The sequence below is a fragment of the Affinirhizobium capsici genome, assembly GCF_977018625.1.
This window is the reverse complement of the sequence record NZ_CDRNXD010000004.1, coordinates 2125476-2139221: the sequence shown is the minus strand read 5'-3', so window position 1 is coordinate 2139221 and position 13746 is coordinate 2125476. Positions and strand designations below refer to the sequence as shown.

Here is a 13746-nt window from a genome sequence, read left to right as displayed (position 1 = left end):
GGGGCCGACAAAGGCCCCTTTCAAGATTTCATAGAGCGATTTTGCTAATTGTTTTTATCCTGCTTGATCGGTGGCAGAATAACCTGATGCGGCGTTCCGGCTGGTGCCATCAACTGCTGAAGAATATCGTCGGCCGATTGGCTTCTACCGCCAATGCCTGCTTCCAGAAGTTGCCGGTCCAAATCGCCGCCGCTTTCCAGCGCTGCGAGTTCCGCACCGGCTTCGAGACGACCGGCTGTGAGTTCCTGACGTTTCTTGATGCGCTCAAGGCTTTCAACCGCGCTGCCCAGACGGCTGTTCACGCCTGCCTGACTGTGGGCAATAGCCGATTGCGCCCGCAAGAGCGATTCGTTAGCCTTCACATTTTCGACTTCCCGCTTCATCTGGCTGATGCGGGCTTCGGTCTCCTGAATCGTTCTCAGCATTTGTTGTTGACGCGGTATTAATCGCTCAAGTTCCTGCTCGTCGCGCTGGATCTCGGCACGGACACCGGCGATGCGTTGGGCGAGGCCCTGCGCGAGGTCCATGCGACCGGCAGTAATCGCAGAGCGTGCGCTCTCGGCGTCCTTGGCTTCCTTTGCACGCCCTTCTTCCAGACGGCGAGCAACGACTTTGTTGGATGCCATGATGCCCGCGAGATCGGAGCGGGCCTGTCGCAAAGCCTGTTCCGCATCACGCAGTTCCTGATCCAGAATTCGCATGGACTGACCGTCTGCCGCAGCCTCGGCCGCCTCGTTGATGCCGCCGCGGATTGCGGTGAAAATTTTGCCCCAGACACTCATTCCCCAAGCTCCCCGCGTTTCCATTCCTCGATCATATCGGCCGCATCAACCGCATTTGCAGCAAGAATGGCGACCTCTTCAACAACCATTTCTGCACTTGAACGGGCAGAGAGCGAACCGAATAGCTCATACCATTCCTTGCCGCCGAGCGTGGTGATGCCGAAGCTGGAGAGGGGAACGAATTTATGGGTCTTTAAGGCCATTCGCTCAAATGCCTCACGATGAGGAATTTCATCGCAGGGCACCAGCAACACGCTTGCGAGGATATCTCGTTCGCCACTGACGGTGACAAAAACGTCGAGATTGCCTTTTTCCTTTAATGTCACACACAACACATCGCCATGCTCTGGAACGGCGACATCAACATCGCCCAGCGCTGCCGGATCGGCTGCGAATAGTTGTGTGAGAGACGTGAGTGTCCAGCTCTCCAAGAAATCCTCCATCGGTTGAAATAGCCACTTTAATCTGAGTATGTATTGTGCAAATTACAGCATCAGGTCCGATATTTTTTTGTTGCCAGGGAAACTCAGACGGCACCGCGTCTTTTATTGATTTTCAAGGGACTGCGGAGGCATCTTTTTCAGCCCAACGAGCTGATGCGTATTGTTTGATGGAGCGAATGACAAGCTGTTACCAGTGTTTCACTAAAGGAACTGGCTCTTTCAAACCTTCCGAAGAATGAACAACCTGGACTGTGTGGATGATGTCAGGGTGAGCAATGATAGCTTGGTTCCGAAAAAGTGGAAAAAAGAATTTAGCGGGTGACGAATTGGGGCCTTTGGGTGCCAGCATCGGTGGCGCACTGGATCTGGATTTTCTGTCGCTGGAAGCGAGCGCAATCGGGAGCGTACCTGCCATGCCGCTTCCACAAAGTGGCCCGTTCATCATTGCTGCCTATGGGGAAGCAACGCTTGATGAAACTTCAGTTTTATCGCGATATTACGATGAAGAGCATCGGATGATTCAGGTTCTCTCGTCTTCGGGCCAGCCGGGGGATGCGATTGACGATCTGAGCTTCTATCGTCCTTGGGATAGCGTAGTGCCGGTATCGGCCTCCGAATGGAATCGCTGGACCGGACCTTCGGGTTCGATCGGCCAGCCAAGCTATGATGCGGACGGGATCGTGTACCAGCGTTTCTGGGGCGAAGGGGCTGGACGGATAGAACCAGTGCAATTTACGGAAAAGGTTACGGATGAAGATGCCGATAGCCGCCTGATCCATCAAACCTGCATGCTCTATTTTCGCTCACTGGCGTCAATCCAGGAAATGCTGCTGATCAATGTCGAGCGGGATCTGGACGCTACCCAGTCACAATCCGGTAGTTCGGTTGAATTCATGATTGGCTACGGGCTTGTCGCCGCTGACGTTCGCCGGGTTTGATTTCGATTTTAGGGGAGATTTGAGTGATGCATTACGTGGCGGGTTTGCCTGCGTTTCTAAGCTATTTCGGCGTCGGGCTTTTGGCTTACGGCGTCTTCGCTGTCATCTACACGTTCTTGACCCCGCATAAGGAGGTTCAGTTGATCCGCTCCGGCAATCTTGCTGCGGTCACGGCCTTTCTCGGTGCTCTCCTTGGTTTCAGCCTGCCCTTGGCTTCAGCCGCCGCAAATTCCGTCAGTCTTATCGATTATGCCATCTGGGCGGCAATCGGCATCGTTGCACAAGTATTCGCCTTCTACATTGCAAACTTGACCATGAGGGATCTGCACGAGAAGATCACGGCGAACGAGATTGCAGCAGGCCTGTGGGGTGGCGGAATTGCGCTCGCTATTGGCATCCTTAATGCGGCTTGCATGACCTATTGAGGAGGGACTGATGCGCAGACGTTTAAGCGGCCGCAAACGGCCAATCCTGGCGCTCGGAACAATTGCAGCCTCCTCCTTCATCCTGTCAGGATGCGGAGACGATCCACCTTCGGACCGTGTCTTTTCCTCGGTTGATCAATGCGTATCTTCCGGTCTGGACCAGCAATTGTGCCAGACTGCTTATCAGGACGCGATGCGTGCTCATCTGGCCAATGCACCACGCTTCGATGGCGCGGCTGCCTGTGAAGCGGAATATGGAAAAGGCCAGTGCACTGAGGAAAAGCCGGTTGCAGGCAGTACAAGTACCGGCAGTTTCTTCGTTCCCTTCCTTAGCGGTTACCTTCTCTCATCGACGATCAGTAACCTCGATGATTATTATCGCTACAGGCGGCAAGCCCAACAGCAAACAACCGCTTCAGGATATGGCGGGAGCTATGGCTATGGGCCGGTCTACCGCAACCGCTCAGGACAGACAGTCACCACGACAACCGGCGGCGGGCGTGACGCAGTCCTCAGCCCAAGCGTCAACACAAAGCCGGTCAACGTGAACACTAGAACCGTCAGCCGTCAGGGCTTTGGCGGACGCTCATCTTTCAGCTTTGGTGGGTAGCAGGTGCGTCGAATAAGTGTGACACCTCGCGCAGATTGGAAGCAGAAGGCACGGGAAGTTGGTTTCGGCTTCCATGAAATGTACGGCGAACCTTATTGGGTCGATGATGCCGCATATGTCTACTCTTTGGAGGAGATCGAAACGCGGATCGAAGACCCAAGCCAGGAATTGCACGATATGTGTCTCGACCTTGTCGGTGATATCGTTAACAGCGAGGAACTGCTGGACCGGCTGGCCATTCCTACGGAACTGCGAGATGTCGTCCAGCGTTCCTGGCAGAGGCGAGACCGGCATCTATATGGACGCTTCGATCTTGCCTATGACGGTCACGGGCCAGCAAAAATGCTGGAATATAACGCGGATACGCCGACCTCGGTTTTCGAAACAGCGTTTTTTCAGCATAACTGGCTGATCGATCAGATCGATAATGGTATATTTTCGCAGGATGCGGATCAGTACAATCTGCTCCAGGAAAGTCTCATCGATGCGTTTGGGGCATTCTCGCGCGAGCCGATCTTCCACTTCTGTGCGCTGATGGACAATGAAGAGGATCGCGGCACGACGACCTATCTGATGGACTGCGCCCTTCAGGCGGGCCACAGAGTGGAACTTCTGGATATTCGCGATATCGGCGTCGATGCGCAGCAGCGGTTTACTGATCTCAATAACCGGGTCATCGACAGGTGTTTCAAGCTCTATCCATGGGAGTTTATGCTGCGAGAACCCTTTGCCCGCGAACTGATTACGTCGGGAGATGTGTTCGTTGAGCCAGCCTGGAAGGCCGTGTTGTCAAACAAGGGTCTGCTTCCGCTTCTTTGGCAAAAACATCCAAATCATCCCAATCTTCTGCCAAGCTATTTTGTAGATGATCCTGCGGCAGCCAGCTTGGGTGATTTTGTAAGAAAGCCGCTTCTGTCCCGCGAAGGCGAAAACGTCACACTGTTTCGCAACGGGCAGGAGTGGCAGTCTGCGCCAGGTTCGTACGGCGAAGAGGGGTTGGTAGTGCAGGCCTATGCTCCGCTGTTTGAGAGTGAAGCCGGTTTTGCCGTGATCGGAAGCTGGATTGTCGGCGACCGCGCTTGTGCAATGGGAATTCGAGAGGACCAATCCCGTATCACCGGCAACCTTTCAAGGTTTGTGCCACACATCATTCTCGATTGAACGGGCAACCGCTAAAGGCAAAAGTTCAGCAATCGGCTGCTCCGCGACAATCAACGTCGCTCCCTTGCATTCAATGAAGTGACCGCATAGAGCAATATGCCTCTAAAGCGGCAGGACGTTCCCATTGCCGCAGTAATCTTCACGATCAGGAGGATGAGCCGTGGCAGTTATTATCGATGGCAAAAAGTCGGCAGCCAAGGTTACCGATGCGGTCGGTGAAGCGGCAGCGGTTCTGGAACGCGAAGCGGGTATCAAGCCCGGCCTGGCCGTTGTGATTGTTGGGAATGACCCTGCAAGCCACGCCTATGTGGGCGCAAAAAGCCGCATGGCGAAACAGTGCGGCTTTAACTCCATGCAGTATACTCTGCCGGAGGAAACCACGCAGGATGAACTGGCAAATCTGGTTGAAAAACTGAATGCCGATCCGGCTGTCCACGGTATCCTTGTCCAGCTGCCGCTTCCCAAGCATCTCAACTCCGAGCCGATTATTCAGTCCATTCGGCCAGAGAAGGATGTCGATGGCTTGAATGTTGTGAACGCTGGTAAAGTGGCAAACGGCGATCTGCAAAGCGGGCTGGTTTCCTGCACGCCAGCCGGCTCGATGCTGCTTCTTCGCAACCAGCTCGGCGCGGATTTGTCGGGCCTGAACGCCGTCGTTATCGGTCGCTCCAACCTCTTCGGAAAGCCGATGGCGCTTCTGCTTCTCGCAGCCAATGCAACCGTGACCATGGCGCATTCCCGCACCAAGAATCTGGCGGAGGTGTGTCGCCAGGCCGATATTCTGGTGGCTGCCGTGGGCCGTGCGCAGATGGTGCGCAAGGATTGGGTGAAGCCCGGTGCGACGGTGATTGATGTGGGCATCAACCGTGTCGACGCTCCGGAAAAAGGCGAGGGGGCAACGCGCCTCGTGGGCGATGTCGCCTTCGAGGAATGCGCGGATGTGGCAAGCGCCATCACGCCGGTACCGGGTGGCGTCGGACCAATGACCATTGCCATGTTGATGGCCAATACCGTGATTGCTGCCTATCGTTCTGTTGGAAGGCCTGTTCCGCAGTTCTGATTTCAGCTGGGGGCTGGACCGGTTGAGGCGCGCAGGATGAATTCCGCGCGCCAGAGCTCCGCCTGAGGTGCATCGATTTCTTCGCCTTTGACCGCCGAAATCAACCGTTCAGCGATGCGTCTGCCTGCCTCGCGAATGGAAGAGCGGGTGGTGGTCAGAGGCGTGCTGAAATGCTCAGGCTTCAAGAGCAGAAGATCATCGTCATGGGCGATGACGGAAATGTCTTTACCCACCTCCAGTCCCGCCTGACGAATGGCGCGCACGGCACCGAGCGCCAGAACCGTGCTGGCACAGAGAACAGCGGTTGGTCTTGAACCCCGTTCCAGAAACCGCATCATGTGCTGAAAACCGTTGGCGTCTGTCATCAGCGTGCTGCTCACATGCTCTAGCGGAAGGCTCATGCCGACAGAGGCGAGCGATTTTTCCACGCCCGCCCTTCGACGACAGGCAAAATCCAGATCAAAGGGACCATTCAGAAGCGCAAAGCGCTTATGGCCCAGTTGGAGAAGATAGCGTGTCGCCTCGGCAAAGGCTTCCTCATTGTCCACGTCGAGATAGGGATAATCCTCCGGCAGGCCTGCTGAGCGGCCATGAACGATGAAGGGAACCGGCAAGGTTTGCGCCATGGAAATGCGTGGGTCCTTTTCGCGCATGTAAGCCATGTAGTAGGCATCCACAGCCCCGCTCGACACAAGATCGCGTATGGCCTGTTCTTCTTCCTGCGGCTTGGCAGGCATGATCGTGAAATGGAAATCATGCCTTAGGCATTCATCCGCCAAGCCGCTCTGAAACTCGGCAAAATGCGCATCCATAGGCTGCTCAACTGTCACCGGCATCACAAGCCCTAGCGACCCCGCCTTGCCGGTGGCCAAGCGCCGTGCGGCCCTGTTTGGACGATATCCGGTTTCCTCTGCAGCCTTCACGATGCGCGCACGGGTTGCGGCGTTGACCTCAGGATAGCCGTTCAGGGCGCGACTGATCGTCGTTTGCGATAGACCCAGAAGATTTGACAGTTCCTTGAGATTCACAACCCTTAACCACCTCCCGGGCTGTTGGCGGGTGCTTCCTCCCGCTCAAAGCGCTTCGAAGGCGCATATTTGCCGGTTTTTCTTCAAAATGCAAAACAATAGACTTTGCAGCCTTCTGCCCTAGTTTTTGCTCTGGCGGGAGAAGGAATGCAGTGGGCAACCTCTTGACTCATGCCCTTCACCCATGTCTTCCTTGCGTTCAAAGCGCTTTGGGAGGCGCTTCAACTATCCAGCGACTGTCAGGGTCGCTCAATCGTGACGGGAGGTTCGTCTTGTTGAAAAATCTACTGCTGGCTGGTGCCGCTGCTCTTTGCCTTGGTGTTGCGGGCGCATCCGCTGCCGATCTGAAATTTGCGCCGGGTTCGGACGCCAAGTTCAACTGGAAAAGCTACGAAGATTTCAAGAAGGCGCATGCCGATATCAAAGGTCAATCGCTGAACATCTTTGGCCCTTGGCGTGGCGATGACGAAAAGCTTTTCCGCAGCGTTCTGGCCTATTTCAACGATGCAACGGGTGCGAATGTTCAGTATTCCTCCTCGGAAAACTATGAACAGCAGATCGTCATCGATACGCAGGCAGGTTCGCCACCGAACATCGCAATTCTGCCGCAGCCGGGCCTGCTTCAGGATCTCGCTTCTAAGGGCTTGCTGGTCGATCTCGGCCCGGAAACCGGCAAATGGGTGGAAGAGAATTACGGCGCTGGCAAATCCTGGGTGCAGCTTGGCACCTATAAGGGCAAGGACGGAAAGGATGGCTTCTTCGCATTTCCATACAAGGCTGACCTGAAGTCACTGGTCTGGTACGTGCCGGAAAACTTTGAGGAAGCCGGTTATAAGGTGCCGAAGACGATGGAGGAGCTGATTCAGCTTTCCGATCAGATCGTCAAGGATGGCGGCACGCCTTGGTGCATTGGTCTGGGTTCAGGCGGTGCGACGGGTTGGCCGGCGACTGACTGGGTTGAAGACCTGATGCTGCGCATGAACACGCCGGAAACCTACGACGGCTGGGTCACCAATACGGTGAAGTTCAACGATCCGAAGGTCGTCAGCGTTATCGACGAGTTTGGCAAGTTCGCCAAAAACGAGAAATACGTATCCGGCGGGGTGGCTGCTGTTGCGTCCACCGATTTCCGCGATAGCCCGAAGGGTCTCTTTGGCATTCCGCCCAAGTGCTACCTGCACCATCAGGCCTCCTTCATCCCGACCTTCTTCCCGGAGGGCACGAAGCTTGGCACGGATGCGGACTTCTTCTATATGCCAACCTATGCTTCCAAGCCTGAACTTGGAACGCCGGTTCTAGGTGCTGGTACACTGGTCACCATCACCAAGGATTCGCCTGCTGCCCGTGCCTTCGTCGAATTCCTGAAAACGCCGATCGCGCATGAAGTCTGGATGGCACAATCCGGCTTTCTCACACCATACAAGGGTGTGAAGACGGAAGCCTATGCAAATGATGCTCTGAAGAAGCAGGGCGAAATCCTCACCACGGCAACGACCTTCCGCTTTGACGGCTCTGACCTAATGCCGGGCAAGATCGGTGCTGGTGCCTTCTGGACAGGCATGGTCGATTTTGTTGGCGGCAAGTCCGCGCAACAGGTTGGCGATGAAATCCAGAAGGCTTGGGACGGCCTGAAGTAAAACCACGATAGGGGCCGTCGCGATCATGGGGCGGCCCTTCCATCTCTTGCCGAAAGAAGACCGGCATGATCGGCCGGATGTGATGGGCTCTATTTGAAGAGTCTCAAGGAGGGGACATGGTTTCGCAGATTGTGTCGGCTGTCGGTGTGATGGTCGTGGGCGTCTTCGTCTGTGCGCTATATTACTGGCTATCGGACAAGCTCTTGAACGCGGCCCTGCCGGTCCGGGCGGGCGACGTTACCCAGGCATCCCGCAATCTCAACCGCCGGGCCGTGGTGCGTCCCTGGCTTTTCCTCGGGCCTGCGTTGCTGCTGCTCGCCATCTACCTCGTCTATCCGGTCGTCGCGACGTTCATCCTGTCCTTCTATGATAGGGCAGGGGTCAATTATGTTGGCTTCGCCAACTACCGCTGGGCCTTCTTCGATGCAGGCTTCCGTCAGTCTATTTTCAATAACATTCTGTGGTTGGCCGTCGTTCCCGCCGCCTGCACATTCTTTGGTCTGGTGATTGCGGTTCTGACGGACCGTATCTGGTGGGGCAATATCGCCAAGAGCATCGTCTTCATGCCTATGGCGATTTCCTTCGTCGGTGCCTCGGTGATCTGGAAGTTCATTTACGAATATCGCGGTGGTAACGACACGCAGATCGGTCTTCTGAACGCAATCGTTACCTCGCTTGGCGGCGATCCGCAGGTGTGGATTTCCATGCCGTTCTGGAACAACTTCTTCCTCATGATTATCCTGATCTGGATTCAGACCGGCTTTGCCATGGTCATCCTGTCGGCGGCGCTGCGCGGTATCCCGGAAGAGACCATTGAGGCCGCCGTGATTGACGGTGCCAACGGCTGGCAGATTTTCTGGAAGATCATGGTGCCGCAGATCTGGGGCACGATTGCCGTGGTCTGGACAACGATCACGATCCTCGTTCTCAAGGTCTTCGACATCGTTCTCACCATGACCAATGGTCAGTGGGACACAATGGTTCTGGCGAACCTGATGTTCGACTGGATGTTCCGCGGTGGCGGCGATAGCGGGCGCAGTGCGGTCATCGCACTCGTCATCATGGCCGCTGTTACGCCGATCATGATCTGGAATATCCGTCAGGCCAATCAGGATGCGGGAGGACATTGAGATGGCAAGCCTAACCACTCGCCTGAGACGCGTCGGCCTGCCGCGCCTGATCGTCCACCTTTCGGTGCTTCTGATCGTCATACTCTGGCTGATCCCGACCCTGGGTATTCTTGTCACCTCCGTGCGGGACAAGGGCCAGATTACCACATCCGGCTGGTGGACGGCCTTTGGCAGCTCCTCGCAAACCAGTGCGGGGCGGCTGGGCGATCCTTCCACGGCTAAACAGGAAGGTGCCAATTTCGTTATCAGCGGCTCTGTCTTCGAGCAGGGACAGGGTGGCACGGTAAAAGCTTTCGGCACGCGCGTGCAGGAACCCGCCGCCTATAAGGTGGGCGAACCGGCCGATCTCGGAGAAGGCGAAACACTCAACATCAATGCCGATGGCACTTACGTTTATACCAAGAATGCGCCTTTCGAAGGCTCACGCGGCAAACGCATCTATCTGACGGTGACTTCCCCGCCGGTTTTCACACTGGAAAATTACCGCACGGTTTTGTTCTCGGAAGGGATCGGACAGGCTTTCATCAACTCACTGACGGTGACAATCCCGGCAACGATCATTCCGATCCTGATCGCCGCCTTCGCCGCCTATGCCCTATCCTGGATGCAGTTTCCGGGCCGCTCGCTCATCATTGCGCTGGTAGTCGGCCTCATTGTCGTGCCGCTGCAAATGTCGCTGATCCCGCTTCTTCGGCTCTATAATGAAGTGGGCAACCTCCTCGGCACCTCTTCTAAAACCTATGCTGGGATCTGGCTTGCGCACACCGCCTTCGGCATGCCGCTCGCCATCTATCTCCTGCGCAATTACATCGCCGGCCTTCCCAAGGAAATCATCGAAAGTGCACGTGTCGATGGCGCTTCCGATTTTGAAATCTTCCTGAAGATTGTGCTTCCGCTTTCCTTCCCTGCTTTGGCCTCATTCGCGATCTTTCAGTTCCTGTGGGTCTGGAACGACCTGCTGGTTGCCATCGTCTTCCTGGGCACCGGGCGCGATCAACTGGTCCTTACGGGCAGTCTGAACGCGCTTTTGGGATCACGCGGGGGCAACTGGGAAATCCTGACGGCATCTGCCTTTGTCACCATTGTGGTGCCATTGCTGGTGTTCTTTGGGCTTCAACGATATCTGGTGCGCGGCCTTCTTGCCGGTTCGGTCAAGGGCGGCTGAGTGCCTCTCCATCAAGGTTCATTACGCATGACAGTTATTTCACAGACGACCGAAACGCCCGATGCAGATTGGTGGCGGGGCGCGGTTATCTATCAAATCTATCCGCGTTCCTATCAGGATTCGAACGGAGATGGCATTGGTGACCTGAAGGGCATTACGGCTCGGCTTTCCCACATTGCATCGCTGGGTGCCGATGCCATCTGGATCTCGCCCTTCTTCCCATCGCCCATGCGCGATTTCGGCTATGACGTTTCGAACTATATCGATGTCGATCCAATGTTCGGAACGCTGTCGGATTTCGACGCGCTGATTGCGGAAGCGCATCGCTTGCGTATCAAGGTGATGATCGATCTCGTCATCTCCCACAGTTCGGATCAGCACGCCTGGTTCATCGAGAGCCGATCGAGCCGGGTCAATCCCAAGGCGGATTGGTATGTCTGGGCCGATGCAAAGCCCGATGGCACGCCACCCAATAACTGGCTGTCGATCTTTGGCGGGTCCGCCTGGCATTGGGACCCGACACGTATGCAGTATTACCTGCATAACTTCCTCACTTCCCAGCCGGATTTGAACCTGCATAACCCGGAAGTGCAGGATGCGCTGCTGGAGGTCGTGCGCTTCTGGCTGAAACGCGGTGTGGATGGCTTCCGTCTCGATACCATCAACTTCTATTTTCACGATAAGCAATTGCGGGATAATCCATCACTGGCACCGGAGCGTCGCAATGCTTCCACGGCGCCTGCGGTCAATCCTTACAACTTCCAGGAACATATCTACGATAAGAACCGCCCGGAAAACCTTGAGTTCTTGAAGCGCTTCCGTGCCGTGCTGAACGAATTTCCAGCCATCGCCGCCGTGGGTGAGGTGGGCGACAGCCAGCGCGGGCTCGAAATCGTCGGAGAATATACCTCCGGCGGCGACAAGATGCAGATGTGCTATGCCTTCGAATTCCTGGCACCAGACCGGTTGACGCCGGAGCGCGTGGCCGAAGTGCAAAAGGCATTCGCGACTGCCGCACCGGAAGGCTGGGCTTGCTGGGCTTTCTCCAACCACGATGTGGTGCGCCATGTCACCCGCTGGGGTGCCGATGTGATGGACCGCGAAGCCTATGCGAAGCAATTGGCGGCAATCCTGCTCACACAGCGAGGTTCCGTCTGCATATATCAGGGTGAAGAACTGGGCCTGACGGAAGCCGATATCGCCTACGCCGATTTGCAAGATCCCTATGGCATTCAGTTCTGGCCCGAATTCAAGGGTCGCGATGGTTGCCGCACGCCGATGGTGTGGGATGACCATGCGGTGCTGGCGGGCTTCTCAAGTGCTGAAAAACCGTGGCTGCCCATTCCGGTGGAACATCAACTTCGGGCCGTGAACGTGCAGCAGGGTGTGGAGAACTCGGTGCTCGAGCACTATCGCCGCTTCCTGAGCTTCCGCAAGCTGCATCCGGCGCTTGCCAAAGGTGATATCGAGTTCTTGCCCGTTGAAGGACCAGTTCTGCGCTACCTGCGCAAACTCGGGAACGAGGTGGTTCTGTGCATTTTCAACATGAGCGCCGATGAAGTGGCCACCGAATTGCCAGATGGCGATTGGGCGCTACTCGAAGGTCACGGTTTTGCCAGCGATCTGAACGGCCGCATGGTGGCGCTGCCTGCCTGGAGCGCCGCCTTTGCCCGCTACGCATAACAATACTATAGGCGGAAGGCGGTTTTCCGCCTTCCCGCTCCAGAGGATGAAAAGGGGAGAGACATGACCGGACTCGTTCTGAAAGACATCCGCAAGGCTTACGGGCAGGTGAAGGTTCTGCACGGCATTGATCTTGAGATCGCTGAAGGCGAATTCGTGGTCTTCGTCGGCCCCTCCGGCTGCGGTAAATCCACGCTGCTGCGTATGATCGCCGGCTTGGAAGAAATCACCAGCGGCGACATGTTTATTGATGGCAACCGCGTGAACGAGGTTCCGCCTTCCAAGCGCGGCATCGCCATGGTCTTCCAGTCCTACGCGCTTTATCCGCATATGACCGTGTATGACAACATGGCCTTCGGCATGCGCATCGCGGGCGAAAGCAAGCAAGAGATTGACCGCCGCGTGCGCGCAGCTGCCGATATCCTCCAGCTGACGCAATATCTGGAACGCCTGCCCAAGGCACTTTCCGGCGGTCAGCGGCAGCGTGTTGCCATCGGTCGGGCCATCTGCCGCGATCCGAAGGTCTTTCTGTTCGATGAACCCTTGTCGAACCTCGATGCGGCGCTTCGCGTTGCAACCCGTATCGAAATTGCCAAGCTCAAGGAGCAGATGGCGGATACCACAATGATCTATGTGACGCATGATCAGGTGGAGGCCATGACGCTGGCAGACCGGATCGTGGTTCTGTCTGCCGGTCGCATCGAACAGGTGGGCGCACCGCTTGAGCTTTACGAGCGTCCGCAAAATCTCTTCGTTGCCCGCTTCATCGGCTCGCCCGCCATGAATGTGATCCCGGCAACCATTGCAGAAACGGGACCGCAAACGCGAATCGATCTGCGCGGCGGCAAGGTTGTTTCTGTGCCGGTGGAGACTGGAGCCTCCGAGAAGGGCAAGGCGGCAAGCTTTGGCATTCGCCCGGAAGACCTGACCGTGACGACGGGTGAGGACTATCTCTTTGAGGGTACTGTCGCGATTGTTGAAGCGCTTGGCGAGGTAACGCTTCTCTACATCGACGGGCTTTCCGATGAGGAGCCCATCATTGCCAAGATCCCTGGCATCTTCAAAGTGCAAAAGGGTGAAAAACTGCGTTTCACCGCAGATTCCTCCAAAATGCATCTTTTCGATGCGGACGGGCAGACTTACCGTCAATAAAGTGCGGTTTTATCCTGTTGATTTCACGGCAGGTCATAGTCCCCTCCCGCCGCGAAATACGCTTCGTTAAGCTCTAAGCTATAGTCTTGATGCAAACAAAAAGCATAGCCGGGGCTGTAATGACAATGGGTCCGAACCATTACCTGAAGCGCGAGGAATCTTTCATGTATGACCGCGAAACGCGGTTCCGCATGGAAGACACGATGAATGCGGCCCGTATCGAATATACCGAAAAGCACGTCATGCACATGGCGTCGCGTCGCTGCGATGTTGTGCGTATTTCCATGAGCGGTGCTGTTCTGGCTCTTCTGACACAATACAACCTGCCGGAACAATTCGTTCTGGATATTCCTGATGCCCGCATCATGAAGATCGGCTGCGTGCTCATGCGCACCAATGCCAACAACACGATTGAAGTCCGCTTCCTGCGTATGTTGACGCAAAAGGAACTGGACCGCATTTTCATCTTCTCCACCCACCCGGCTCACAAGGATAAGAAGCTGGACGTGCGGAACTGGTAACTTAGTGGGTC

14 protein-coding genes are annotated in these 13746 nt (G+C 55.9%); 11 read left to right on the top strand and 3 right to left on the bottom strand.

The window, feature by feature from the left end; genetic code table 11:
- Positions 1 to 44: 44 nt before the first annotated feature.
- Entirely contained in the window at positions 45 to 782 is a 738-nt protein-coding gene (locus tag AC0JZ1_RS13610; RefSeq protein WP_471882884.1) for a PspA/IM30 family protein, read from the bottom strand.
- The gene (locus AC0JZ1_RS13605; protein WP_471882883.1) at positions 779 to 1225 is read right to left on the bottom strand and encodes a YjfI family protein; all 447 of its coding nucleotides are present in this window, start codon (positions 1223 to 1225) and stop codon (positions 779 to 781) included. The genes AC0JZ1_RS13610 and AC0JZ1_RS13605 overlap by 4 nt, the downstream gene beginning before the upstream one ends.
- 275 nt (positions 1226 to 1500) lie before the next feature.
- Here AC0JZ1_RS13605 and AC0JZ1_RS13600 point away from each other — a divergent pair, with 275 nt between their 5' ends.
- The 5 genes from AC0JZ1_RS13600 to folD all read left to right on the top strand — a co-directional run bounded on the left by AC0JZ1_RS13600 (position 1501) and on the right by folD (position 5419).
- Positions 1501 to 2163 (top strand): YjfK family protein, encoded by a 663-nt coding sequence (locus AC0JZ1_RS13600; RefSeq protein ID WP_471882882.1) that lies wholly within the window; start codon positions 1501 to 1503, stop codon positions 2161 to 2163.
- A 23-nt stretch (positions 2164 to 2186) separates the two neighbouring features.
- Positions 2187 to 2588: a DUF350 domain-containing protein gene (locus tag AC0JZ1_RS13595; protein WP_471882881.1), complete on the top strand. Its 402-nt coding sequence runs from the start codon at positions 2187 to 2189 to the stop codon at positions 2586 to 2588.
- A 10-nt stretch (positions 2589 to 2598) separates the two neighbouring features.
- A complete protein-coding gene (locus tag AC0JZ1_RS13590) occupies positions 2599 to 3198 on the top strand; it encodes a DUF1190 domain-containing protein (RefSeq protein ID WP_471882880.1) in 600 nt (199 codons plus the stop codon).
- Positions 3199 to 3201: 3 nt separating this feature from the next.
- Positions 3202 to 4359 carry a glutathionylspermidine synthase family protein gene (locus tag AC0JZ1_RS13585; RefSeq protein ID WP_471882879.1) on the top strand — a complete coding sequence of 386 codons (1158 nt, stop codon included), beginning with the start codon at positions 3202 to 3204 and terminating at the stop codon, positions 4357 to 4359.
- Positions 4360 to 4519: 160 nt separating this feature from the next.
- Positions 4520 to 5419: a bifunctional methylenetetrahydrofolate dehydrogenase/methenyltetrahydrofolate cyclohydrolase FolD gene (gene folD, locus AC0JZ1_RS13580; protein ID WP_471882878.1), complete on the top strand. Its 900-nt coding sequence runs from the start codon at positions 4520 to 4522 to the stop codon at positions 5417 to 5419.
- 2 nt (positions 5420 to 5421) lie between these two features.
- On the opposite strand, the gene AC0JZ1_RS13575 is transcribed toward folD, so the two are convergent.
- Complete coding sequence (locus AC0JZ1_RS13575) at positions 5422 to 6447, bottom strand: LacI family DNA-binding transcriptional regulator (protein WP_471882877.1); 1026 nt, start codon at positions 6445 to 6447, stop codon at positions 5422 to 5424.
- Between the two features lie 275 nt (positions 6448 to 6722).
- Between AC0JZ1_RS13575 and AC0JZ1_RS13570 the strand changes: the two genes are divergently transcribed.
- From AC0JZ1_RS13570 to AC0JZ1_RS13545, 6 genes are all read left to right on the top strand, one after another.
- Positions 6723 to 8084, top strand: coding sequence for an ABC transporter substrate-binding protein (locus AC0JZ1_RS13570; RefSeq protein WP_471883450.1), 1362 nt, complete (start codon positions 6723 to 6725; stop codon positions 8082 to 8084).
- 116 nt (positions 8085 to 8200) lie between these two features.
- Complete coding sequence (locus tag AC0JZ1_RS13565) at positions 8201 to 9214, top strand: carbohydrate ABC transporter permease (protein ID WP_471882876.1); 1014 nt, start codon at positions 8201 to 8203, stop codon at positions 9212 to 9214.
- A gap of 1 nt (position 9215) precedes the next feature.
- Complete coding sequence (locus AC0JZ1_RS13560) at positions 9216 to 10379, top strand: carbohydrate ABC transporter permease (protein WP_471882875.1); 1164 nt, start codon at positions 9216 to 9218, stop codon at positions 10377 to 10379.
- A 27-nt stretch (positions 10380 to 10406) separates the two neighbouring features.
- Positions 10407 to 12062, top strand: a complete 1656-nt coding sequence (gene bglA / locus AC0JZ1_RS13555) for a beta-galactosidase BglA (protein WP_471882874.1) — start codon at positions 10407 to 10409, stop codon at positions 12060 to 12062.
- Between the two features lie 63 nt (positions 12063 to 12125).
- Entirely contained in the window at positions 12126 to 13214 is a 1089-nt protein-coding gene (locus AC0JZ1_RS13550; protein WP_471882873.1) for an ABC transporter ATP-binding protein, read from the top strand.
- Between the two features lie 164 nt (positions 13215 to 13378).
- Positions 13379 to 13735, top strand: a complete 357-nt coding sequence (locus tag AC0JZ1_RS13545; RefSeq protein WP_471882872.1) for a hypothetical protein — start codon at positions 13379 to 13381, stop codon at positions 13733 to 13735.
- The last annotated feature ends 11 nt before the right edge of the window (positions 13736 to 13746 follow it).

Excerpts from the sequence above, each read along its gene's own strand:
- AC0JZ1_RS13610 (WP_471882884.1), bottom strand. The coding sequence starts at position 782 with ATGAGTGTCTGGGGCAAAATTTTCACCGCAATCCGCGGCGGCATCAAC.
- AC0JZ1_RS13605 (WP_471882883.1), bottom strand. The coding sequence starts at position 1,225 with ATGGAGGATTTCTTGGAGAGCTGGACACTCACGTCTCTCACACAACTA.
- AC0JZ1_RS13600 (WP_471882882.1), top strand. The coding sequence starts at position 1,501 with ATGATAGCTTGGTTCCGAAAAAGTGGAAAAAAGAATTTAGCGGGTGAC.
- AC0JZ1_RS13590 (WP_471882880.1), top strand. The coding sequence starts at position 2,599 with ATGCGCAGACGTTTAAGCGGCCGCAAACGGCCAATCCTGGCGCTCGGA.
- AC0JZ1_RS13565 (WP_471882876.1), top strand. The coding sequence starts at position 8,201 with ATGGTTTCGCAGATTGTGTCGGCTGTCGGTGTGATGGTCGTGGGCGTC.
- AC0JZ1_RS13560 (WP_471882875.1), top strand. The coding sequence starts at position 9,216 with ATGGCAAGCCTAACCACTCGCCTGAGACGCGTCGGCCTGCCGCGCCTG.
- bglA (WP_471882874.1), top strand. The coding sequence starts at position 10,407 with ATGACAGTTATTTCACAGACGACCGAAACGCCCGATGCAGATTGGTGG.
- AC0JZ1_RS13550 (WP_471882873.1), top strand. The coding sequence starts at position 12,126 with ATGACCGGACTCGTTCTGAAAGACATCCGCAAGGCTTACGGGCAGGTG.
- AC0JZ1_RS13545 (WP_471882872.1), top strand. The coding sequence starts at position 13,379 with ATGTATGACCGCGAAACGCGGTTCCGCATGGAAGACACGATGAATGCG.